At 53.9% G+C, this 21,494-nt stretch carries 22 protein-coding genes, 1 pseudogene and 1 other annotated feature (1 of these 24 running past the window's edge); of the genes and pseudogenes, 9 read left to right on the forward strand and 14 right to left on the reverse strand.

What is annotated here, in order from left to right; genetic code table 11:
* Window positions 1-2 precede the first annotated feature (2 nt).
* From GKC68_RS10140 to oppF, 6 genes are all read left to right on the forward strand, one after another.
* Entirely contained in the window at window positions 3-1,619 is a 1,617-nt protein-coding gene (locus GKC68_RS10140; RefSeq protein WP_342656793.1) for an ABC transporter substrate-binding protein, read from the forward strand.
* A gap of 158 nt (window positions 1,620-1,777) precedes the next feature.
* Complete coding sequence (oppA, locus tag GKC68_RS10145; protein ID WP_058705679.1) at window positions 1,778-3,418, forward strand: oligopeptide ABC transporter substrate-binding protein OppA; 1,641 nt, start codon at window positions 1,778-1,780, stop codon at window positions 3,416-3,418.
* 86 nt (window positions 3,419-3,504) lie between these two features.
* The gene (oppB, locus tag GKC68_RS10150) at window positions 3,505-4,425 is read left to right on the forward strand and encodes an oligopeptide ABC transporter permease OppB (protein ID WP_013025963.1); all 921 of its coding nucleotides are present in this window, start codon (window positions 3,505-3,507) and stop codon (window positions 4,423-4,425) included.
* Between the two features lie 14 nt (window positions 4,426-4,439).
* Window positions 4,440-5,348, forward strand: a complete 909-nt coding sequence (gene oppC / locus GKC68_RS10155) for an oligopeptide ABC transporter permease OppC (protein ID WP_028723499.1) — start codon at window positions 4,440-4,442, stop codon at window positions 5,346-5,348.
* Window positions 5,349-5,359: 11 nt separating this feature from the next.
* Window positions 5,360-6,373: an ABC transporter ATP-binding protein gene (locus GKC68_RS10160; protein ID WP_028723500.1), complete on the forward strand. Its 1,014-nt coding sequence runs from the start codon at window positions 5,360-5,362 to the stop codon at window positions 6,371-6,373.
* Window positions 6,370-7,371 (forward strand): murein tripeptide/oligopeptide ABC transporter ATP binding protein OppF, encoded by a 1,002-nt coding sequence (gene oppF, locus GKC68_RS10165; RefSeq protein ID WP_047714988.1) that lies wholly within the window; start codon window positions 6,370-6,372, stop codon window positions 7,369-7,371. Before GKC68_RS10160 ends, oppF begins: the two co-directional genes overlap by 4 nt.
* A gap of 46 nt (window positions 7,372-7,417) precedes the next feature.
* Here oppF and GKC68_RS10170 read toward each other — a convergent pair whose 3' ends face one another.
* Together GKC68_RS10170 and cls are read right to left on the reverse strand one after the other, a co-directional pair.
* Window positions 7,418-7,747 carry an HI1450 family dsDNA-mimic protein gene (locus GKC68_RS10170; RefSeq protein WP_196247059.1) on the reverse strand — a complete coding sequence of 110 codons (330 nt, stop codon included), beginning with the start codon at window positions 7,745-7,747 and terminating at the stop codon, window positions 7,418-7,420.
* 38 nt (window positions 7,748-7,785) lie between these two features.
* The gene (cls, locus tag GKC68_RS10175; RefSeq protein WP_028722856.1) at window positions 7,786-9,246 is read right to left on the reverse strand and encodes a cardiolipin synthase; all 1,461 of its coding nucleotides are present in this window, start codon (window positions 9,244-9,246) and stop codon (window positions 7,786-7,788) included.
* 162 nt (window positions 9,247-9,408) lie between these two features.
* On the opposite strand from cls, the gene GKC68_RS10180 reads away from it, so the two are divergent.
* Window positions 9,409-9,582: a YciY family protein gene (locus tag GKC68_RS10180; protein ID WP_006119368.1), complete on the forward strand. Its 174-nt coding sequence runs from the start codon at window positions 9,409-9,411 to the stop codon at window positions 9,580-9,582.
* A gap of 29 nt (window positions 9,583-9,611) precedes the next feature.
* Here GKC68_RS10180 and GKC68_RS10185 read toward each other — a convergent pair whose 3' ends face one another.
* Both GKC68_RS10185 and GKC68_RS10190 read right to left on the reverse strand, forming a co-directional pair.
* Window positions 9,612-9,785: a hypothetical protein gene (locus GKC68_RS10185; protein ID WP_013025956.1), complete on the reverse strand. Its 174-nt coding sequence runs from the start codon at window positions 9,783-9,785 to the stop codon at window positions 9,612-9,614.
* 70 nt (window positions 9,786-9,855) lie between these two features.
* The gene (locus tag GKC68_RS10190) at window positions 9,856-10,152 is read right to left on the reverse strand and encodes a YciI family protein (protein ID WP_014605725.1); all 297 of its coding nucleotides are present in this window, start codon (window positions 10,150-10,152) and stop codon (window positions 9,856-9,858) included.
* 197 nt (window positions 10,153-10,349) lie between these two features.
* On the opposite strand from GKC68_RS10190, the gene tonB reads away from it, so the two are divergent.
* Window positions 10,350-11,102 (forward strand): TonB system transport protein TonB, encoded by a 753-nt coding sequence (gene tonB / locus GKC68_RS10195; protein WP_028722855.1) that lies wholly within the window; start codon window positions 10,350-10,352, stop codon window positions 11,100-11,102.
* 115 nt (window positions 11,103-11,217) lie between these two features.
* Here the strand turns inward: tonB and yciA are convergent, their stop codons facing one another.
* The 4 genes from yciA to GKC68_RS10215 are packed head-to-tail and all read right to left on the reverse strand — an operon-like array spanning window position 11,218 to window position 13,470.
* Entirely contained in the window at window positions 11,218-11,640 is a 423-nt protein-coding gene (gene yciA / locus GKC68_RS10200; protein ID WP_028722854.1) for an acyl-CoA thioester hydrolase YciA, read from the reverse strand.
* 55 nt (window positions 11,641-11,695) lie between these two features.
* Entirely contained in the window at window positions 11,696-12,235 is a 540-nt protein-coding gene (locus GKC68_RS10205) for a septation protein A (protein ID WP_342656794.1), read from the reverse strand.
* A 56-nt stretch (window positions 12,236-12,291) separates the two neighbouring features.
* Window positions 12,292-13,026, reverse strand: a complete 735-nt coding sequence (locus tag GKC68_RS10210; protein ID WP_058705680.1) for a YciC family protein — start codon at window positions 13,024-13,026, stop codon at window positions 12,292-12,294.
* Window positions 13,027-13,053: 27 nt separating this feature from the next.
* Entirely contained in the window at window positions 13,054-13,470 is a 417-nt protein-coding gene (locus GKC68_RS10215) for a YkgJ family cysteine cluster protein (protein WP_342656795.1), read from the reverse strand.
* Between the two features lie 251 nt (window positions 13,471-13,721).
* Between GKC68_RS10215 and ompW the strand changes: the two genes are divergently transcribed.
* Complete coding sequence (ompW, locus tag GKC68_RS10220; RefSeq protein ID WP_015700211.1) at window positions 13,722-14,354, forward strand: outer membrane protein OmpW; 633 nt, start codon at window positions 13,722-13,724, stop codon at window positions 14,352-14,354.
* 46 nt (window positions 14,355-14,400) lie between these two features.
* On the opposite strand, the gene GKC68_RS10225 is transcribed toward ompW, so the two are convergent.
* From GKC68_RS10225 to GKC68_RS10250, 6 genes and pseudogenes are all read right to left on the reverse strand, one after another.
* A complete protein-coding gene (locus GKC68_RS10225; RefSeq protein WP_014605729.1) occupies window positions 14,401-14,715 on the reverse strand; it encodes a BON domain-containing protein in 315 nt (104 codons plus the stop codon).
* Between the two features lie 144 nt (window positions 14,716-14,859).
* Complete coding sequence (gene trpA / locus GKC68_RS10230) at window positions 14,860-15,663, reverse strand: tryptophan synthase subunit alpha (protein WP_221611901.1); 804 nt, start codon at window positions 15,661-15,663, stop codon at window positions 14,860-14,862.
* The gene (gene trpB / locus GKC68_RS10235; RefSeq protein ID WP_028722850.1) at window positions 15,663-16,853 is read right to left on the reverse strand and encodes a tryptophan synthase subunit beta; all 1,191 of its coding nucleotides are present in this window, start codon (window positions 16,851-16,853) and stop codon (window positions 15,663-15,665) included. Before trpB ends, trpA begins: the two co-directional genes overlap by 1 nt.
* Before the next feature lie 47 nt (window positions 16,854-16,900).
* Window positions 16,901-18,262, reverse strand: a complete 1,362-nt coding sequence (gene trpCF / locus GKC68_RS10240) for a bifunctional indole-3-glycerol-phosphate synthase TrpC/phosphoribosylanthranilate isomerase TrpF (RefSeq protein ID WP_342656796.1) — start codon at window positions 18,260-18,262, stop codon at window positions 16,901-16,903.
* 2 nt (window positions 18,263-18,264) lie between these two features.
* Window positions 18,265-19,858, reverse strand: a pseudogene (trpD, locus tag GKC68_RS10245) (bifunctional anthranilate synthase glutamate amidotransferase component TrpG/anthranilate phosphoribosyltransferase TrpD).
* On the reverse strand, window positions 19,858-21,420 hold the full coding sequence (locus GKC68_RS10250) for an anthranilate synthase component 1 (RefSeq protein WP_047713928.1): 1,563 nt from the start codon (window positions 21,418-21,420) through the stop codon (window positions 19,858-19,860). The pseudogene trpD and the gene GKC68_RS10250 overlap by 1 nt, the downstream one beginning before the upstream one ends.
* Before the next feature lie 23 nt (window positions 21,421-21,443).
* Window positions 21,444-21,494: a sequence feature (Trp leader region), on the reverse strand (it continues 54 nt past the right edge of the window).

The following is a 21,494-nucleotide window of genomic DNA, read 5'->3' on the forward strand; positions in this document are numbered from 1 at the left end:
AAATGAACGCGCAGCACTACCTGGCTTGTCTGGCACTAACCTTAACCGCATTGCCCACCTGTGCTGCCACCGTGCCATCAGACGTCACGCTCTCCGCCGTACAGCAAATTGTGATTAACAACGGTTCCGAAGTTGCCTCGCTCGATCCGCATAAAGTCGAAGGTGTACCGGAGTCAAACATCATCCTCAACCTGCTGGATGGGCTGGTTAACACGGACAATAACGGCAATGTGGTGCCGGGTGTGGCTGAGCGCTGGGAAAACCAGCAAGGCAAAATCTGGACATTCACCCTGCGCGACAATGCGAAATGGAGCAATGGGGAGCCCGTTACGGCACAAGACTTCGTTTACAGCTGGCGTCGTCTTGCCGATCCTAAAACTGCGTCACCCTATGCCAGCTATCTGCAGGCTGCCCATATTGCGAATGTCGATGCGATTCTTGCCGGTAAAGTTGCCCCCGATCAGCTGGGCGTGAAAGCCCTGGACGAGCGCCATCTGCAAATCACCTTAAGCGAGCCAGTGCCTTATTTAGTGGCCATGCTGGCGCACACCGCGATGAAACCCGTTTACGCACCTGCCATCGAAAAGTGGGGTGAGGGCTGGACCCAACCCGGTCACTATGTTGGTAACGGCGCCTATACGCTGAATAACTGGGTGGTGAATGAGAAAATCGTTCTGAAGCGTAATCCTCTTTACTGGAACAATGCTCAGACCGTTATTGAGCAGGGAACGTTTCTGGCCATCAGCTCGGAAAACAGTGATATCAATCGCTATCGCAGCGGTGACATTGATATGACCAACAGCGCGGTTCCGCCCGACCTGTTTGCAAAATTGCGCAAAGAGAGGGGGGACGAGGTTAAAGTCAGTCCGCTGCTCTGCACCTTCTATTACGAAATTAATAACAAAAAACCGCCGTTCACCGATGCCCGCGTGCGCGCTGCGATCAAAATGACGCTGGATCGCGATATCATCGCTCATAAGATCATGGGGCAAGGGCAAATTCCAGCCTACAGCTTTACGCCGCCTTACATTGCAGGCGCTGCGTTATCCTCTCCAGACTGGATGGCGTGGACACAGCCGCAGCGAAACGCGGCTGCGAAAAAACTGCTGGCCGAGGCGGGTTACAACGATAACAATCCGCTGCGCTTTACGCTGCTCTATAACACCTCCGATCAAAACAAAACCCAGGCCATCGCCGCCGCGTCTATGTGGCAACGCAATTTGGGCGCGCAGGTTACGTTGCAGAATCAGGAATGGAAAACCCTGCTGGAAACCCGGCATCAGGCACAATATGACGTCGTGCGCGCCACCTGGTGTGCAGATTACAATGAGCCCTCAACATTCCTGAATATGTTCCAGAGCCAGTCGTCGACTAATACCGCGTTTTACCACAGTGCGGAATACGATCGTCTGTTAGCCGCAACATTAACGGCTGAAAATGAAGCGGACCGCGCATCATTGTATCAGCAGGCAGAAACACAACTCGACAAAGACTCAGCAATTGTGCCAGTTTACTATCGCGTCAGCGTGCGGCTGGTTAAACCCTGGGTTGGCGGGTTTACTGGCCACGATCCGCAGGACATGACAGACCTGAAATACTATTTCATTAAAAAACACTGAGTCACGCGCTTAACCGGCGGCACAGTCGGGAAGGGCGTGGCCGTGCAGACCACACAACAGGGTCAATACGCCCTAGGTGGCAAACACCGGGGACCCGAATACGGGGAACGCTGAGGTCGCAAACACCCTCAGTGAAAATAAAAAAACTGGAGTTAAGAATGAACAACATCACGAAAAAAACCTTGATTGCTGCCAGCGTCTTTGCAGCGATGAGTGCGCTCGCAGCGAATAGCGTTATGGCAGCCACAGTACCTGCCGGCGTAGAACTGGCCGCGAAGCAGGAGCTGGTTAAAGGAAACGGTAGCGAGGTTCAGTCACTGGATCCGCATAAAATCGAAGGCGTTCCGGAATCTAACGTGAGTCGTGATCTGCTGGAAGGTCTGGTCATCAGCGATACGGATGGTCATCCCATTCCTGGTGTGGCTGAAAGCTGGGATAACAAAGACTTTAAAGTCTGGACTTTCCATTTGCGTAAAAATGCCAAATGGTCAAATGGTGAACCTGTCACTGCTCAGGATTTCGTCTACAGCTGGGAGCGTTTGGCCGATCCAAAAACCGCATCGCCTTATGCCAGCTATCTGCAATACGGCCATCTGGCTAACGTCGATGATATTATCGCCGGCAAGAAGCCCGCTACAGACTTGGGCGTAAAGGCGATTGACGATCATACCTTGCAAGTGACCTTAAGTGAGCCGGTTCCTTATTTCTATAAATTACTTATTCACCCCTCAATGTCGCCAGTTAATAAAGCTGCAATCGAAAAATTCGGTGACAAGTGGACTCAGCCAGAAAACTGGGTGGGTAACGGTGCCTTTAAGTTGGAATCACACGTCATCAACGAACGTATCACCGTTGTGCGTAACCCTGAATACTGGGATAACGCACATACCGTGCTGAACAAAGTCACTTTCCTGCCGATTTCGTCCGAAGTCAGCGATGTAAACCGTTACTTCTCTGATAACGGCAGTGACATGACCTATAACAACCTGCCTATCGAGCTGTTTAAAAAATTGCAGCGTGACAACGGTAAAGAGCTGCATGTTGACCCGTATCTGTGTACCTACTACTACGAAATCAACAACCAGAAAGCGCCATTTAACGACCCGCGCGTTCGCGCTGCGCTGAAACTCGGCATCGATCGCGACATTATCGTGGACAAAGTCCTGGCTCAGGGCCAGAAACCGGCTTACAGCTACACGCCGCCAGCGACAGATGGTATGGAATTGGTGAAGCCGGAGTGGTTTACCTGGTCACAGGAAAAACGTAATGCCGAAGCGAAAAAACTGCTGGCTGAAGCCGGTTATACGCCAGAAAAACCGCTGACCTTTAATCTGCTGTACAACACCTCTGACCTGCATAAGAAACTGGCCATTGCTGCGTCGTCTATCTGGGCGAAAAACCTGGGTGTGAAAGTGAAGCTGGAGAACCAGGAGTGGAAAACCTTCCTGGATACCCGCCACCAGGGCAACTTTGATGTGGCGCGTGCAGGCTGGTGTGCAGACTACAATGAACCGACATCGTTCCTGAACACCATGCTGTCTGACAGCAGCAACAATACCGCGCACTATAAGAGCCCAGCGTTCGACAAGCTGATGAAAGATGCGCTGGCCACTACAGATGATAAAGCGCGTTCGGCTGATTACGAGAAGGCAGAGCAGCAGCTGGATAAAGACTCTGTAATCGTGCCGCTTTACTACTACGTTAACACCCGTCTGGTGAAACCTTATGTTGGCGGTTATACCGGTAAGGATCCGCTGGATAACGTTGCAGACAGAAACCTGTACATCATCAAGCACTAATACAACAGCAAGAACAGCGGCGGCGCGTTACGCGCCGCCAGTACTTTTTTAATGCAATGTGAAGCACCAGCCTGGTAGGTACGGCAATGTTAAAATTCATACTGCGTCGATTGCTTGAAGCAATTCCGACGCTTTTCGTTCTGATTACCATCTCCTTCTTTATGATGCGACTGGCGCCCGGCAGCCCTTTTACCAGCGAGCGCACCCTGTCGCCAGAGGTCATGGCGAATATCGAGGCGAAATATCACCTCAACGATCCTATCGGTAAGCAATACGTTGATTATCTGATTCAACTGGCGCATGGCGATTTCGGGCCCTCGTTCAAGTACAAAGACTATTCGGTCAATTACCTGGTCGGCCATGCTTTCCCGGTTTCAGCCAAACTCGGCCTTGCTGCATTTATCCTGGCGGTGGTTCTGGGGGTCACGGCGGGCGTTATTGCGGCGCTGAAGCAGAACAGTCTGTGGGATTACGTCGTGATGGGGGTGGCAATGACCGGCGTGGTGATACCGAGTTTTGTGGTAGCGCCGCTATTGGTTCTGGTGTTCGCAATCACGCTTAAGTGGCTGCCGGGTGGCGGCTGGAATGGCGGTCAATGGAATTACATGCTGCTGCCGATGGTGGCGCTCTCACTGGCCTATATTGCCAGTATTGCGCGTATCACTCGCGGCTCGATGATTGAAGTTATGCATTCCAACTTTATTCGTACCGCGCGTGCGAAAGGGCTGCCGCTGCGTCGTATCGTGTTACGACATGCACTGAAGCCTGCGCTGCTGCCGGTCATTTCCTATATGGGGCCGGCCTTTGTGGGCATCATTACGGGTTCTATGGTCATCGAGTCGATTTACGGACTGCCGGGTATTGGTCAGCTGTTCGTGAACGGTGCACTTAACCGTGACTATTCACTGGTGCTGAGCCTGACCATCCTGGTAGGGCTGTTGACCATCCTGTTTAATGCGATCGTCGATGTGCTGTATGCCGTCATCGACCCGAAAATCCGCTACTGATTCTGGAGTTCGCCATGATGTTAAGTAAGAAAAATAGCGAAGCTCTTGATGCATTCAGTGAAAAACTGGAAGTCGAAGGGCGAAGCCTGTGGCAGGATGCCCGTCGTCGTTTCATTCATAACCGCGCCGCATTAATCAGCTTGATGGTGCTACTGCTCATCACGCTGTTTGTGATTTTCGCGCCTATGCTGTCGCAATTCTCCTATTTCGATACCGACTGGGGAATGATGTCATCACCGCCCGATACCACGTCGGGACACTGGTTTGGCACCGACTCCTCAGGGCGCGATTTGCTGGTGCGTGTAGCCATTGGCGGGCGCATTTCACTGATGGTCGGGATTGCTGCCGCGCTGATCGCCGTGATCGTGGGGACCTTATACGGTTCAATCGCGGGTTATCTGGGTGGCAAAATCGATTCCGTGATGATGCGTATTCTGGAAATCCTTAACTCCTTCCCGTTTATGTTCTTCGTTATCCTGCTGGTGACCTTCTTTGGCCGCAATATTCTGCTGATCTTTGCCGCTATCGGCATGGTGTCCTGGCTGGACATGGCGCGTATCGTGCGCGGGCAGACATTAAGCCTGAAGCGTAAAGAGTTTATTGAAGCGGCACACGTTGGCGGTGTTTCCACCTGGAAAATTGTGACGCGCCATATCGTCCCTAACGTTCTGGGCGTTGTGGTGGTTTACGCTTCGCTGCTGGTGCCCAGTATGATTCTGTTTGAATCTTTCCTGAGCTTTCTGGGGCTGGGAACGCAGGAGCCACTGAGTAGCTGGGGCGCACTGCTCAGCGATGGTGCGAACTCCATGGAAGTCTCGCCGTGGCTGTTACTGTTTCCGGCGGCTTTCCTGGTCGTCACCTTGTTCTGTTTCAACTTTATTGGCGATGGCCTGCGTGATGCCCTCGACCCCAAAGATCGTTAAGGAGTTTCCCGATGACTATTCATGAATTTCAGCCTGCTCAGGCTGCGCGCGCGGGAAGCGAACTGCTGCTTGAAGTGAAAGATTTACGCGTAACCTTTGGCACGCACGATGGTGACGTCACCGCCGTTAACGATCTCAACTTTTCACTGCGGGCAGGTGAAACCCTGGGGATTGTAGGCGAGTCGGGTTCAGGTAAATCCCAGACCGCCTTTGCGTTAATGGGGCTACTGGCCAGCAACGGGCGCATCGGTGGTTCGGCGTTGTTCAACGGTAAAGAGATCCTGAATCTGCCCGAGAAACAGCTGAACCGACTGCGAGCCGAGCAAATCGCCATGATCTTCCAGGATCCCATGACGTCACTTAACCCCTATATACGGGTCGGCGAGCAGCTGATGGAAGTGCTGAAGCTGCATAAAGGGATGAGCAATGCACAGGCATTTGAAGAGTCAGTAAGAATGCTGGATGCGGTTAAAATGCCGGAAGCGCGTAAACGTATGAAAATGTATCCCCACGAGTTTTCGGGTGGGATGCGTCAACGTGTGATGATTGCGATGGCCCTTTTGTGCCGGCCTAAGCTGCTGATTGCTGATGAGCCGACGACCGCACTGGACGTAACGGTTCAGGCGCAGATCATGACCTTGCTGAATGAGCTCAAGCGCGAGTTTAATACCGCGATCATTATGATCACCCACGATTTGGGTGTGGTTGCGGGCATTTGCGATAAAGTTCTGGTGATGTATGCCGGACGCACCATGGAATATGGCCGCGCCCGTGATGTGTTTTATCATCCCGCACATCCCTATTCTATTGGTTTGCTGAACGCCGTACCCAGACTGGATGCGGAAGGGGAAAGTCTGACGACGATTCCGGGTAATCCGCCTAACCTGCTGCGTTTGCCACAGGGTTGTCCTTTCCAGCCGCGCTGCCCGCACGCCATGGATATCTGCTCCAAAGCACCGCCGCTGTTACCTTTTGCAGAAGGGCGTTTGCGCGCCTGCTTTAAGCCGGTGGAGGAACTCGTATGAGCAGCCTGGCAGAAAAGAAAGTGTTACTCGAAATTGCCGATTTGAAAGTCCATTTTGATATCAGGGATGGCAGGCAGTGGTTCTGGCAGCCGCCAAAATCCCTCAAGGCGGTGGACGGTGTCAGCCTGCGCCTGTATGAAGGCGAAACCCTCGGCGTCGTCGGGGAATCCGGCTGCGGCAAGTCTACGCTGGCGCGCGCCATTATTGGCCTGGTAAAAGCCACCGACGGCCGCGTTTCATGGCTCGGGCGTAACCTGCTGGGCCAGAGTGAAGAAGAGTGGCGTAAGGCACGAAGCGATATCCAGATGATTTTTCAGGATCCGCTGGCCTCGCTGAACCCGCGTATGACCATCGGCGACATCATTGCAGAGCCGTTACGCACTTATCATCCGGAGCTGTCGCGTCAGGATGTCAAAGATCGCGTCAAGACCATGATGATGAAGGTAGGGCTTCTGCCTAACCTGATCAACCGCTATCCCCACGAGTTCTCGGGTGGGCAGTGCCAGCGTATCGGTATTGCGCGCGCGTTGATACTTGAGCCTAAGCTGATTATCTGCGACGAGCCGGTGTCAGCCCTGGACGTGTCCATCCAGGCTCAGGTCGTTAACCTGCTGCAGCAACTGCAACGTGAAATGGGCCTGTCGCTGATTTTTATCGCCCATGACCTTGCAGTGGTTAAACACATTTCCGACCGCGTGCTGGTGATGTATCTGGGACACGCCGTTGAGCTGGGCACCTACGACGAGGTGTATACCAATCCGCAGCATCCCTATACCAAAGCGCTGATGTCGGCGGTGCCGATTCCCGATCCGGACCTGGAAAAAAATAAGCAAATCCAGCTCCTGGAAGGGGAATTACCCTCACCGATTAATCCGCCCTCCGGCTGTGTGTTCAGAACGCGCTGTCCGATTGCCGGCCCTGAGTGTGCGAAAACCCGACCGCTGCTTGAGGGCAGTTTCCGCCATGCGGTGTCCTGCCTGAAAGTGGACCCGCTGTAAAACAACAAGCCGGGCAATCGCCCGGCTTTATATTTAATGTCTTGCGCTATTCACGCCACAAAATATGGCACAGCTTGTGATCTTTTTCGCGACACAACAGTACGCGCGCAAAAACATCAGTAATAGGTTCGCCATCCGCTTCGCCCAGACCGATCACGACTTCTGAGAAAAAATCGGGATTTAAATCGAAATCCACATGATCCTGCCAGTCATCGGAAGGGTCAAACAGCTCTGCGCCACCACGCTCTTCAAACTGCAGGTTGAAAAGAATGATATCGGCCGGATCAAGATTATCGCCAGCCAGTTCAAGAAAAATGTCATAGGCCTGTTCCAGCGTTTCGTCATCTGTCAGGCGGTTGTTCAAATCCATGCTCAGTCCAGTTTATCTAAGGGCAGTTCGTAATTTCGCTCGTTTTACAGTAAAGGGCTGAAGAAGTAAAACAGTCGTTCGACAATCCGCTGCCACCAGGCACGTTTTGCCCAGCGTTTGGGATCGAGCAGACGCGAACGGGCAATATAGTCATCCTGCACGCAGGCCAAATCGCTGCCGAATCCGGCATCATCGACAGCCAGGGTAATTTCGAAATTCAGCCACAGGCTACGCATGTCCAGGTTAACGGTTCCCACCAGGCTCAGTTGACCGTCCACCAGCACGCTTTTGGTATGCAGCAGGCCATCTTCAAACTGGTAGATTTTTACGCCTGCCTCAAGCAGCTCGCCAAAGAAGGCGCGGCTCGCCCAGCCGACCAGCAAAGAGTCATTGTGAAGGGGAACCACAAGACTCACGTTAACGCCCCGCATGGCCGCCGTGCAAATGGCATGAAGCAGATCGTCACTCGGTACCAGATAGGGCGTGGTCATGATAAGCTGCTCGCGCGCTGAATACACCGCGGTGAGCAGGGCCTGATGAATCAAATCCTCCGGAAAACCGGGACCGGAGGCGATAACCTGCACCGTGTGCCCACTTTCCTGTTCAAACGGCATGATATTGCGGTCTGGTGGCGGCGGCAAAATACGTTTACCGGTCTCAATTTCCCAGTCACAGCTGTAGACAATCCCCATGGCGGTGGAAACCGGACCTTCCATGCGCGCCATCAGATCAACCCACTGACCTACGCCGGCCTCTTGTTTAAAAAAGCGCGGATCAACCAGGTTCATGCTGCCGGTGTAAGCAATATAGTTGTCGATTAGCACCATTTTACGATGCTGACGCAGGTCCATACGGCGCAGGAATACGCGCAGCAGGCTCACCTGGAGCGCCTCGACGACGTCAATGCCTGCGTTGCGCATCATGCCTACCCAGGCGCTTCTGAAAAACGCCACGCTGCCCGCTGAATCCAGCATGAGGCGGCAGTGCACGCCGCGGCGTGACGCGGCCATTAACGACTCGGCGACTTCGTCCGCCAGACCGCCTGGATTCCAGATATAGAACACCATCTCGATGTTATGGCGAGCCAGCTGGATATCGCGAATCAAGGCTTTCATGACGTCATCAGAGCTGGTCAGAAGCTGCAACTGATTGCCTTTTACGCCCGCAATGCCCTGGCGGTTGTTGCACAGTTGAAACAGCGATCGTGCGACGTCGCTGTAATCTGTCGCAAAAATTTCGCTGCGTTTCTTTAAATCATTCAGCCAGCGAGCGGTGGAAGGCCACATGGTACGTGCACGTTCAGCGCGGCGCTTGCCCAAATGTAATTCGCCAAAGGACAAATACGCGATGATGCCAACCAGCGGCAGAATAAAGATAATCAGCAGCCATGCCATCGCTGAGGTAACGGCCCGTCGCTTCATCAGGATGCGCAGCGTGATCCCGGCAATCAGTAACCAGTAACCAAACAACAGCAACCAACTGATAAGCGTGTAAAACGTGGTCATTAAGTGGACATCCTGTTCGCGCTTGAGTCAGAGAAGTTTACGTGGAGATGAGGGGGAGCGAAACCCTTAATAATAGCGGCATTTCGATGAGAGATCCGATTTGGCATTCGCTCAGAGATCTTTATAATGCGTGCGCGTGAGTTTGATGCAAGAGAGGAAGTGATGAGACGCAGCAGAAACGAAGTGGCCCGCTGGAGAATGTTACGTCAGGTACAGCGCAGACGTTCACGCTGGCTCGAGGGGCAGTCACGTCGCTATAAACGGATTCACGGAATTCGCCATCAACTGGCGCAGCAGCAGCGTCGTTCAATTCTGTTTATCACGCAAAATCTGTAATCGATCAGCCGCCCGGCGCGGCTGAAACATTAATGCCCGGTCATCAATAACTTGACGTTCACCAGCTGTACCGCAGCGGCCAGGACGATCAGCATGACGATCAGGTGCTTTTTATTCCGCCAGCCGTGTTTTCGCCACAGATAAAGCGCCGCACCTACCAACAGCATAATCACCAGCAACAGGGTGATAATAATCGATTGCATAAAATATCATCTCGAAAAAAAAGCTTCTGAGCGGCTGCCCGGAAGCTCTTTTTTTGGCTGAGGAGTTAAATCAGAAGACGCGCTTAAACGGCTTAACGCTAACCTGCTTGTAAACCCCGGCGGCGATGTAGGGGTCGTCTGCAGCCCAGGCCTGCGCCGTTTCCAGCGACGGGAATTCGGCAACGACGGTGGAACCGGTAAAGCCCGCAACGCCCGGATCGTTACTGTCGACCGCAGGCATAGGACCAGCGACGATTAACCGACCTTCTTCATGTAACAGCTTCAGACGTGCCAGGTGAGCGGGGCGCACGGCGTTGCGTTTTTCCAGAGAATCGGCGTTATCTTCAGCATAAATGACGTAAAGCAATTGGGCGCTCCCATTAACTCTTAAATTTGGCAACACGGTAAGGGATAGTTAAGTAGAGTGCAAACGAAACCTTGCGTCAATGACCTCTGCAGCATATTGGGCTAAACAGGCTTTTTTAGCCGCAAAACAAGGAGGTTATTGAAACTGATTGCTATTTGCATTTAAAATCGTGACTTGATTTCACTACTGCGATTGCTATGACCACGCTGACTATGCCCTTACCGAAACGCACGCCTGTCGCCATGATCTTGTCTGTTGCACTGCACGGTGCAGTCATTGCGGGTGTTCTTTATGCGTCTTTTCATCAGACCATTGAATTACCTAAAGCATCACAGCCGATTAGCGTGACGATGGTTGCACCGGCCGTTCAGCCAGAACCTGCAATCGCCCAACCCGCGCCGCAACCGACGCCTCAGCCAGAACCGGAACCCGCGCCGGAGCCTCAACCTGCGCCTGAGCCGCCAAAAGCTGAACCGGTGCCGATCCCTAAGCCTGAACCTAAGCCAAAGCCTAAGCCCCGTCACGAGCCTAAGCGTGAACAACCTAAGCGCGAAGTGAAACCGCGTCAGGACGTGAAACCGCAGGCCAATCCGTTCAGCCATGATACGGCCGCCACCCAAAGCAAGCCGACTACCGCGCCGAAAAGTACGCCGTCGGCAGCACCCACGCAACGTGTTTCTTCCGGGCCCAAAGCGCTAACTATCAGCAAGCCGTCTTATCCGCCACGGGCGGCGGCTTTGCGCATTGAAGGACGCGTCAGGGTAAAATTTGATGTAGACAGTGACGGCCGGGTCGATAATATCGAAATCCTTTCTGCCGAACCGCGCAATATGTTCGAACGTACCGTTAAGCAGGCCATGCGAACGTGGCGTTACCAGAGTGGAAAACCGGGCAGCGGCCTGACGATGAATATCGTATTCAAAATTAACGGCGGGGCCAGCATCGAATAGCCGGAGAAAGGCTGTCTGAAGCGCGCTTATGGCGCCGTGAGCGATCGCAACCTGCGCGTCGCTCACGGTAACACGTCGTTATCTGCAGGGCAGATTCAGCACCAAAAGCCTGTTATCAGTCAGGGTAGGACTGGTTATCCCGTCCTGCTGGCAGCTGGCGAGGATGCCCCTCGTTGTCCACCGCGACGTAAATAAACACGGCTTCGGTAGCACAATACGTCTGCCCGATAGGTTCAGATGACACCTTCTTGATCCATACCTGAACGTTGATCGTCATTGAGCTGTTGCCGGTGCGGATGCAGTGCGCATAGCAACTGACGACATCGCCCACTGCGACGGGTTTTAAGAAGGTCATACCATCAACGCGTACGGTGACGACGCGGCCTTCAGCTATCTCTTTAGCCTGGATCGCGCCACCCATATCCATCTGTGACATTAACCAGCCACCGAAGATATCGCCGTTAGCATTTGTATCCGCTGGCATCGCCAGGGTGCGCATTACCATTTCGCCCTTGGGCAATTTATGTTTATCGTCCATTGCTCTGGTTTCTTAAGTCCGAGAGAGACGTTGCCCGCCTGAGCGGACAACAGGTTTATTTTTGTTCTTGTTGCGGCATCTTACGCCAGATATAGACGCCGCTCAGCAGCGTAAACAGCAGCGTAAGGCCGGTCAGTCCAAACACTTTGAAGTTAACCCAGACTGACTGAGGTAACCAAAACGCAACATATATGTTTGCCAGGCCACAGATAAAGAAAAACAGCGCCCAGGCAATGTTGAGATTTCGCCAGACGTGGTCAGGCAGCTCCAGCTCTTTACCCAGCATGGTCTGTATTAACGGCTGTTTCATGAACCACTGGCTGAACAATAGCGCCAGCGCAAACAGGGTATAGATGACGGTGACTTTCCACTTAATAAATTCATCATTATGGAAAACCAGCGTCAGCGTGCCGAAGACCGCCACCAGAACGAAGGTGAAAATCGTCATTTTCTCAAGCTTGCGATACAGCACCCAGCTCGCGATCAGCGCCAGTCCGGTCGCGACAACCAGCGCGCCCGACGCCACAAAAATGTCGTAAAACTTATAAAAAATAAAGAAAACCACAAGGGGGAGAAAGTCGAGTAGCTGCTTCATAGTCATTCCAGTTAAGGCTGCATGGTCTGTCGGTGCGCCGGAAGGCGCACGGACAATCAACGTAACAGCATATAAAGCCGGTACAAATAAATCACCAACAGGGTCGAAACCAGGTTACCGATGGCGGTGAAAATTACCGTCGAAACATTCATGGGTAACAGGGTTAATGAGGTAAAGAAAAACATCACGGCGAGCTTAGCCAGTAACCATACGATAATGGCAGGGGCAATCAGCTTCACGTTTTTCCAGGCCATTCGCATGCTGGCGCGCATTGCGGCGATAACGCCGAGTTTTTCACTCGCCAGAATGATTGGCGACAGCGACAGCACAATGGTCAGCAATACGCCCGGAACCACCAGTACCATAAAGCCCAGCTGCGCCACCAGGGTAACGAGAAACGTCAGCAGCAGTAGCTTTGGCAGCAAGGGTGCAGAGGCGCCAATCGCTCGCAGCGCACTTACGCGTTGGCCTGAGGAAACCAACGGAATCAGGCACAGCATACCGCCCAACAACAGCGTATTCCCCACCAGTCCCGCAAACGTTCCCGCTGCAGAAGCGCGCAGCAGCACCTGTTGCTGTTCGGGTGACATGCTCTGCACCATATCGAACAGCGAAGTACTGCTAATTTCGCCTTGCTGCAATATCGCCATTTGATCTTCACCGGGCGTCAGAACGTGTAACAGCATGACCGTGACAAACGCGGTCAGCAGCGACATCAGCACCAGGGTGAGCAATTGATGACGAAAAAAATTTCCAGTGTCACGGTATAACGAGCTTGCCGTGATAGACATGTACTCTCCTTGATAGAACCGGGTTAATTAACCCGGCGATTGTACATGTTCTGACGGCTCGCTGGCACCCGCAGCCCGATAACTTTCTGTCATATCAGGTAAAGATGGGTGAAAAAGTGCGGGAAGGCCAAAGCGCGCTCTGGCCCGATCGCAGCCTTCGTTCCATATCCCCTGTTCTCCGGACATCTCAAACTCACGGCAGGGCGAAGGCCGGTTTTCATAGATACTGCACGAAACACAGCCGCCAATATCGCCCTTGAGCGCGACACAGCGCGGTGTGCGATCGTTCGTGCCGCGCATATTCCGCATTAACAGACTCAGGGGCTCTGTTAATTCCGTGGGCACCAGCCCCCCGGCGTCATCGGCTTCTGCCCAGTAAAAAGAGACGCGAAAATGGGCACAACAGGCACCACAGCTAATACAAGGGTTGAGAGTATCGTTCATTTGATCGCCCGCCACCTCTGAGGCATCGAAGCAAAACAGTCTGGGGAGATCAGCAAAGTAATGCGGCGTGACGGTTTCGGCAAGGGATATTTAGCGGCCACCAGAGCAGGCAAAATTGATTTGAATCAATTCATTGTTTTTTAAATCATTTTTCCGAGTTGATTTAGATGCAATTGACAATGAATCGCGCTAAATCTGTGCGGACAAAAAAATGATTCAGTGCAGGCATTCAATTTCTCACAGGAGTGAATATGAAACTGGCTAAATGCGCCATGCTGCTGGCGCTTGCATTACCGCAATTTGCGTTGGCTCATCAGGCGGGCGATTTCTTTGTCCGTGCAGGAAGTGCCACAGTCCGACCCACCGAAGGCTCTGACAACGTGCTGGGAATGGGGTCGTTTAGCGCAAGCAACGACACTCAACTGGGCTTAACCTTTACCTATATGGCCACTGATAATATCGGGGTTGAACTTCTGGCCGCCACGCCGTTTCGTCATAAAGTCGGGCTGGGCCCAACCGGTACCCTGGCGACGGTACGTCAGCTGCCGCCCACGCTGATGGCACAGTACTACTTTTTTGACAGCCAGAGTCAGGTACGTCCCTATGTGGGCATCGGCGTTAACTACACCACCTTCTATGATGCCGATTTTAACCAGACCGGACGGGATGCGGGCTTGAGCGATCTCAGCCTGAAGGATTCGTGGGGCGTTGCCGGGCAGGTGGGGCTGGATTACCAGATCAACCGTGACTGGATGCTCAACGCTTCCTTGTGGTACATGGATATTGATACGCAGGTAAAATTCAAAGCGGGCGACCAGCAGCAGAATATCCATATGCGCGTGGATCCCTGGGTGTTCTTCTTTGGCGCAGGTTATCGATTCTGATAAAAAAAAGGGCCACGTCAACGTGGCCCTACATTTTTAACCGACGTTACTTAATTTGCATGTTATTAACGACGGATCTTACGCCTGCCACGCTGCGGGTAACCTGTACGGCATGGTTAGCCATCTGCGGGGAGCTGACAAAACCGCTGAGCTGCACTTTACCCTTAAAGGTTTCAACGTTGATTTCAGTCGATTTCAGCGACTCATCTTTTAACAGTTCTGCTTTTACTTTCGTGGTGATGACGGTGTCATCGATATAACCGCCGGTGCCTTCTTTAGTTGGCGTTGGCGCACAGGCGCTCAGTGTTAATGCAACAACAGCCGCGACCATGGCACTTGCCAGCACTTTAAACCATTTCATTGCTTCTCTCCCTGTCACAAATTGGATGCGACGTTACCATAACGGCGCCTGTTAATTGTGGTGCAGAAAATCCGAAATTAGCAAACCGGGAATGAAAAAAAACAGGGAAATCATGCCTTACCGGGCGGTAAGGCATGAGGCGGATTAGCGGGTGGCGGCTTTGAGGCTACCAATAAAGGTTCTCAGGGCATCCAGCATCACTTCGGGTTCTGCCTGATGTTGTTCAATGATTTTAACCACGGCCGAACCCGAGATCGCACCGGCGGAGCCCGCACCGAGAGACTCTTTAACCTGCGAGGGTTCAGAAATGCCAAAGCCCTGCAGCGGCGGCGCTGCATGATATTCCCGTAATTTTGCAATCAGGTGGTCCAGCGGCAGGCTGGCCCGCTTCTCGGTACCGGTCACCCCAGCGCGTGACAGCAGATAGGTATAACCGCGGCCGTAAGAGGCAATTTCACGGAGGAGTTCATCGCTGGCGTTGGGAGGGCAAATGAAAATGGGCGCAATCCCGTGACGCATAGCGGCCTGACGGAACGGCGCAGATTCTTCCACGGGCACATCTGCCACGAGAACCGAATCAACCCCGGCCTGGGCACAGCGGGCATAAAATTCATCAATGCCGTTGCTGAACACAAGGTTGGCGTACATGAGTAAGCCGATGGGTAATTCGGGGTACTTATGACGGATGGCAGCAAGTATTTCAAAGCACTGAGCTGTGGTAGTGCCCGCAGCAAAGGCGCGCAGCGTTGCGCTTTGAATTGTCGGACCATCCGCTAGCGGATCTGAAAAGGGAATACCCAGTTCAAGCGCATCTGCACCACCTTCTACCAGCGCATCAATGATTCGTAATGACATTTCGGGTGACGGATCGCCCAGCGTAACGAAAGGGACCAGTGCACCTTCTTTCTTCTCTGCCAGACGTGAAAACAGTCGATCGTAACGTTCCATCAGATTTCTCCCTGCGCAGTCAGAATATCGTGGACGGTGAAGATATCTTTATCACCGCGACCCGAAAGGTTGACGACAATTAACTGCTCTTTCTCGGGTTCTGCCTTAATCATTCTCAGCGCGTGGGCCAGCGCGTGCGCCGACTCCAGGGCAGGAATGATACCTTCGGCGCGGCACAGCGTTTTAAAGGCAGCAAGCGCTTCATTGTCGGTTACCGAAACATAGTCAGCCCGACCAATACTGTTGAGGTGAGCGTGCTGAGGACCGACGGAAGGAAAGTCGAGTCCGGCGGAAATTGAGTATGACTCTTCAATCTGCCCTTCGTCAGTCTGCATCATCGGGGCTTTCATACCGAAGTAAATGCCGACGCGGCCGTGCTTCAGTGGCGCACCGTGTTCGCCGCTTTCAATCCCGTGTCCGGCTGGTTCAACACCAATCAGCTTTACCTTCTCTTCGTCGATAAAGTCGGCAAACATACCGATGGCGTTGGAGCCCCCGCCGACGCAGGCGATCACGGCATCCGGCAGGCGACCTTCCTTTTCCAGAATCTGCTTTTTGGTCTCTTCACCAATCATGCGCTGAAACTCACGCACAATCGTCGGGAACGGGTGCGGACCGGCAGCGGTACCCAGCATATAGTGAGCGGTTTCATAACTGCCTGACCAGTCGCGCAGCGCTTCGTTGCAGGCATCTTTCAGCGTGGCAGAGCCGCTGTGCACCGGGATGACCTCGGCGCCCATCAGGCGCATACGAAAGACGTTCGGCGACTGCCGCTCTACGTCTTTGGCGCCCATATAGATGCGACATTTCATGCCCAGCAGCGCGCAGGCAAGGGCAGAGGCGACGCCATGCTGGCCTGCACCGGTTTCGGCAATGATTTCGTTTTTGCCCATGCGCTTAGCCAGCAGCGCCTGCCCTAACACCTGGTTGGTCTTGTGCGCGCCGCCGTGCAACAGGTCTTCGCGCTTTAAGTACAGGCGGGTTTTTGACCCTTTGGTCAGATTACTGCACAGGGTTAAGGCTGTGGGGCGGCCAGCATAATTTTTCAGCAGGTCGGTAAATTCAGCCTGGAATTCCGGATCTTTTTGCGCGCTGACAAACGCTTCTTCTAACTGTTTCAAGGCCGGCATCAAAATCTGCGGCACATACATGCCGCCGAAGTCGCCGAAATAGGGATTAAGTAAGGTCATGTTTTGCTATCCTTTTTTTTGGCCCGTCAACACACGGGCCAGATCAATCAGTAGGCGCGAAGCGTCCGGAATACCGAGGCAATTTTGCTGGCGTCTTTAATACCCGGCTCGCTTTCCACGCCTGAATTGAAATCCAGTCCTGCACAGCCTAACTGAGCGGCTTCGACGCAGTTGTCAGCGCTCAGTCCTCCTGCCAGCAGAACGTTCTTCAGGTCCTGTCCTTTTAGCAGCGACCAGTCAAATGTCTGGCCCGAGCCACCGTTGCCGTTATCGAAGACATAGCGGTCAACATGGGGCCAGCGACGTTCGGGCAGGGACGTCTGGATGCTGAGCGCTTTCCAGATTTGCACGTTTTCTGGTAGCGCCTGATAAAGCTCAGCCACATAGGCTGGATTTTCATCGCCATGCAGCTGCACGGCACTCAGCTGTAACGCCTCTACCTTTGTGACAATGTCACTTATGGCGGCATCGCGGAACACGCCAACATACTTCAGCGGTGCGCCAGCCATGACCGCGCGCGCGCGCGCGGTATCAACCTGACGCGGCGAACCTTCAACAAAGATCAAACCACCAAAAATGGCACCTGCCTCGCAGGCCGCGCAGGCGTCCTCAGGACGGGTCAGACCGCAGACTTTATTGCTGCCCAGAGTGACGCGGCGCACGGCGGCATGAAGATCCTCTTCTTCCATTAGCGCAGAGCCGATGAGGAAACCATTCGCAAAATGACTTAACTCGCGGACATCCCGGTAGTTGTTGATGCCCGACTCGCTAATTACGGTGACGCCGGGGCCCAGGCGCGGGGCCAGTTCACGGGTCCGGTTAAGGTCGATGGAGAGATCGCGTAAGTCACGGTTGTTGATGCCGACCACTTTGGCTTCCAGCGCAATTGCGCGTTCCAGCTCCTGCTCGTTACTGACTTCAGTCAGGACGCCCATCTGCAGGCTGTGCGCAATGGCGGCCAGCTGGCGATACTGCTCGTCGTCAACCACCGAGAGCATCAGCAGGATGGCATCCGCCTGGTAGTAACGCGCCAGATAAATTTGATACGGATCGATAATAAAATCTTTGCACAGGACCGGCTGCGTAATGGCCGCGCTGACGACGGGCAAAAAGGCGAAGTCACCCTGAAAGTATTTCTCGTCCGTTAATACGGAAACGGCAGAGGCATAGTGGCGATAAACCCCGGCTATCATCTCAGGATCAAAATCATCACGAATCAGCCCTTTGGATGGAGAGGCTTTTTTGCATTCCAGAATAAAGGCAGTGCGGGTGCCCTGCAGTGCGTCATAAAAACTACGGCTGGAAAGCGTCACTCGCTGCTGGAAACTCTCCAGAGGTTGCTGCTGCTTACGCGCCTCAACCCAAACGGCTTTGTCTTTCACGATTTTATCTAACACTGTACCCTGCATGATTATCCTCTTGCTGCCAGAGCCACCACGCGCTCATAAGCCTGACCGCTACGGATGGCATTGAGCGCACGCTGTGCATTTTCACGGAGATCTTCATTACCAAACACTTTGAGCAGCATCGCCACGTTGACGGCAACCGCCTCCTCGTGGGCCTGCTCGCCATTACCCTGGAGTAAACGTGTCAGAATGTCACGGTTTTCTTCGGGCGTGCCGCCGGCCAGCGCCTCTTTAGGATGGAAGCCGAAGCCGAAATCCTCTGGTGCCAGCTGATAGCGGGTAATCTCACCTTCACGCAGCTCCGCTACATGGGTCACGTCGTGAAGGGCCACCTCATCCATTCCGCCCCCGTGCACCACTGCCGCGCGCTGGTAACCCAGAACTTTTAGCGTCTGCGCGATGGGCAACACCAGCTCGGGGCTGTAAACCCCAATTACGGCCAGCGGCGGACGTGCAGGATTAATCAGCGGCCCCAGCACGTTAAACAGCGTGCGGGTTTTCAGCTGTTGGCGCACCGGCATGGCATGACGAAAGCCCGTATGGTACTGGGGGGCAAACAGGAAGCAGACATTAAGATCGTCCAGCGCTTTGCGTGCCCGCGCCGCGGGCATATCAAGATCGATGCCGAACGCCGCCAGCAGATCGGAAGAACCTGATTTGCTGGATACGCTGCGATTTCCGTGTTTCGCCACCTTCAGGCCGCAGGTTGCTGCGACAAACGCGCTGGCGGTGGAAATGTTAATGCTGTTACTGCCATCGCCACCGGTGCCGACAATATCGGCAAAAGCGTAATTCGGGCGAGGAAAGGGTTTAGCATCTTCCAGTAAGGCACAGGCCGCCCCGGCAATTTCCTCGGGGTTTTCGCCACGCACCTTCATAGCAATCAGCGCGGCGGCCAGCTGAGTAGATTCAAGCTGACCGGTGATGATGGCGCTAAACAACTGATGACTCTCGTCTTGCGTCAGGATGTGCGACTGGTAAAGTTTTTCCAGAATCGTATTCATACCTTGCTCCCTGTTACTTCGCCAGCGCCCAGGCCAGCGTCTGTTCAAGCAGACGTGCGCCCTGCGTGGTTAAAATGGATTCCGGATGAAACTGGAACCCGCAAACGCGATCTTTCTCGTGACGGACCGCCATCACCATGCCGTTATAGCTGGCATTCACTGTTAACTCGTCGGGTGTATTACTGCCAACCAGTGAGTGATAACGTGCAACGGGAAGAGGATTGCTGAGCCCGGCAAACATCGCTTCACCGTCATGACTGATGGCGGAGGCTTTACCATGCAGAATTTCGCCCGCCTGGCCGACGTGGCCGCCGTAGGTTTCAACAATTGCCTGATGCCCAAGGCAGATACCAATCACCGGCAGCTTTCCGCGAACCTCACGCAGCAACGCTGGCATACAGCCCGCATCTTTGGGTGCGCCGGGTCCGGGAGAGAGCATCAGCACCGGATTATTCATGCTGTGCAGTCGGTCCAGCAACAGCGACGCCGGCATCGTATTGCGATAAACCACCACGTTATGCCCGAAGGTGCGCAGCTGATCGACGAGGTTGTAGGTAAAAGAGTCGATGTTATCCAGTAGCAGGATGTCAGCCATCAGAAAATCTCCTTGCAGTGATGAGCAGTGGCAATTGCGCGCAACACCGCGCGGGCTTTGTTACGGCTTTCGTCCGCTTCGGCCTGCGGGTTCGAATCCAGTACTACACCGGCCCCGGCCTGCACCGTTGCCACGCCGTCTTCTACATAGGCTGAGCGGATCACGATACAGGTGTCTAAATCACCGTTAGCGGTGAAATAGCCCACTGCGCCGCCATAGATGCCACGACGGGTGCCCTCAGCTTCGGCAATCAACTGCATCGCTCTGACTTTTGGCGCGCCGCTAAGGGTGCCCATGTTCATGCAGGCGCGGTAGGCATGTAGCACATCAAGATCATCGCGCAGCGTGCCGACGACGCGTGAGACCAGATGCATAACAAAAGAGTAGCGGTCCACTTTGGTCAGATCGGCAACATAGCGGCTGCCGGGGCGACAGATACGGGCCAAATCATTACGCGCCAGATCGACCAGCATCAGGTGCTCCGCCAGCTCTTTGTGGTCCGTGCGCATTTCCAGCTCAATACGGCTGTCGAGATCGCGATCCAGGGAGCCGTCGGCGTGACGACCACGTGGACGCGTACCGGCTATGGGGTAAATTTCAATCTGACGTGAAGCGGCATCGTACTTCAGCGAACTTTCAGGCGAGGCACCAAACAGTGAAAAGTCCTGGTCCTGCATAAAGAACATATAAGGACTTGGATTACTGCGTTTCAGCGTGTCGTAAGCCGCCAGCGCAGAGGGGCAGGGCAGCGAAAAGCGCCTTGAGGGCACAACCTGGAAGATTTCGCCAACGCGAATGGCTTCCTGCATTTTGCGCACCACATCACAATACTCTTCATCACTCTGGCTGGTGGTCAGCGTCATGGTTTCGACAGGCTGAACCGGCAATACCGGCGCAGGCTGTAACATCTGACCATGCAGTTGCTCAATACGGCGCTGCAGACGCTGAAATTCAGGGGTAGAAGCGCTGAACAGACTGGCCTGCAGGCGTGCGCTGCGCGCCTGGTGATCCAGCACCAGTAGCGTTTCCGCCAGATAGAAGCAGTAGTCGGGGCAGCGTTGCTCGCTGCTGAGTTCGGGTAAATCTTCGAAGCCTGCGACCAGGTCATAGGCGAACAGCCCGCCAACAAACACGGCTTCACGCTCTTCACTGGGTGAATTCACCAACTGCGGGAGCAGACGCAGGGCATCAAATACCGACAGGGCGCGCAAGCGGGAATCTTCATCCTGCTGATCCTGAGGCGCAGTAAAGGTCAGAACACGTCCGTCAGGACGCGGCTCATTCAGAATGTCAGAGGGTAACGCGTCATCCAGCAGCGGCAGCAGAGCCCTGCCATTGTCAGACAGCGCCTGAAAGGTGACGCGATTGCCCAACGCGGTAATGCGCAGGGCGCTGTCGACAATCATCAGGCTTTGTAAGTTTTCTTTGCTGTCGATGTCCGCCGATTCGAGTAACAGGGTGGCCGGACGCGCACCGCATAACTGGTGAAACACCGCGGCAGGATCTTCGCGATAGGGCGCGCTGCTGGTAATTAACTTCACTGTAGGTTTTGCATTAAGCATGATGATTTCTCTGAATATCGTCCAAAAAAAAGCCCGCTCGGTGGCGGGCTCAGGTATCTGCACAGTGTTTACGC

The sequence above is a fragment of the Pantoea sp. RSPAM1 genome (assembly GCF_038816185.1).
Taxonomy (GTDB): Bacteria; Pseudomonadota; Gammaproteobacteria; order Enterobacterales; family Enterobacteriaceae; genus Pantoea; species Pantoea ananatis.

Coding starts and splice junctions, on each gene's coding strand:
- GKC68_RS10210 (WP_058705680.1), bottom strand. CDS start 13,026: ATGTCTATCACGGCAAGCTCGTTATACCGTGACACTGGAAATTTTTTT.
- GKC68_RS10250 (WP_047713928.1), bottom strand. CDS start 21,420: ATGCTTAATGCAAAACCTACAGTGAAGTTAATTACCAGCAGCGCGCCC.
- tonB (WP_028722855.1), top strand. CDS start 10,350: ATGACCACGCTGACTATGCCCTTACCGAAACGCACGCCTGTCGCCATG.
- oppB (WP_013025963.1), top strand. CDS start 3,505: ATGTTAAAATTCATACTGCGTCGATTGCTTGAAGCAATTCCGACGCTT.
- GKC68_RS10225 (WP_014605729.1), bottom strand. CDS start 14,715: ATGAAATGGTTTAAAGTGCTGGCAAGTGCCATGGTCGCGGCTGTTGTT.
- GKC68_RS10180 (WP_006119368.1), top strand. CDS start 9,409: ATGAGACGCAGCAGAAACGAAGTGGCCCGCTGGAGAATGTTACGTCAG.
- trpCF (WP_342656796.1), bottom strand. CDS start 18,262: ATGCAGGGTACAGTGTTAGATAAAATCGTGAAAGACAAAGCCGTTTGG.
- trpA (WP_221611901.1), bottom strand. CDS start 15,663: ATGGAACGTTACGATCGACTGTTTTCACGTCTGGCAGAGAAGAAAGAA.
- GKC68_RS10185 (WP_013025956.1), bottom strand. CDS start 9,785: ATGCAATCGATTATTATCACCCTGTTGCTGGTGATTATGCTGTTGGTA.
- GKC68_RS10140 (WP_342656793.1), top strand. CDS start 3: ATGAACGCGCAGCACTACCTGGCTTGTCTGGCACTAACCTTAACCGCA.
- GKC68_RS10215 (WP_342656795.1), bottom strand. CDS start 13,470: ATGAACGATACTCTCAACCCTTGTATTAGCTGTGGTGCCTGTTGTGCC.
- GKC68_RS10160 (WP_028723500.1), top strand. CDS start 5,360: ATGACTATTCATGAATTTCAGCCTGCTCAGGCTGCGCGCGCGGGAAGC.
- trpB (WP_028722850.1), bottom strand. CDS start 16,853: ATGACCTTACTTAATCCCTATTTCGGCGACTTCGGCGGCATGTATGTG.
- ompW (WP_015700211.1), top strand. CDS start 13,722: ATGAAACTGGCTAAATGCGCCATGCTGCTGGCGCTTGCATTACCGCAA.
- oppA (WP_058705679.1), top strand. CDS start 1,778: ATGAACAACATCACGAAAAAAACCTTGATTGCTGCCAGCGTCTTTGCA.
- oppC (WP_028723499.1), top strand. CDS start 4,440: ATGATGTTAAGTAAGAAAAATAGCGAAGCTCTTGATGCATTCAGTGAA.
- GKC68_RS10205 (WP_342656794.1), bottom strand. CDS start 12,235: ATGAAGCAGCTACTCGACTTTCTCCCCCTTGTGGTTTTCTTTATTTTT.
- yciA (WP_028722854.1), bottom strand. CDS start 11,640: ATGGACGATAAACATAAATTGCCCAAGGGCGAAATGGTAATGCGCACC.
- cls (WP_028722856.1), bottom strand. CDS start 9,246: ATGACCACGTTTTACACGCTTATCAGTTGGTTGCTGTTGTTTGGTTAC.
- oppF (WP_047714988.1), top strand. CDS start 6,370: ATGAGCAGCCTGGCAGAAAAGAAAGTGTTACTCGAAATTGCCGATTTG.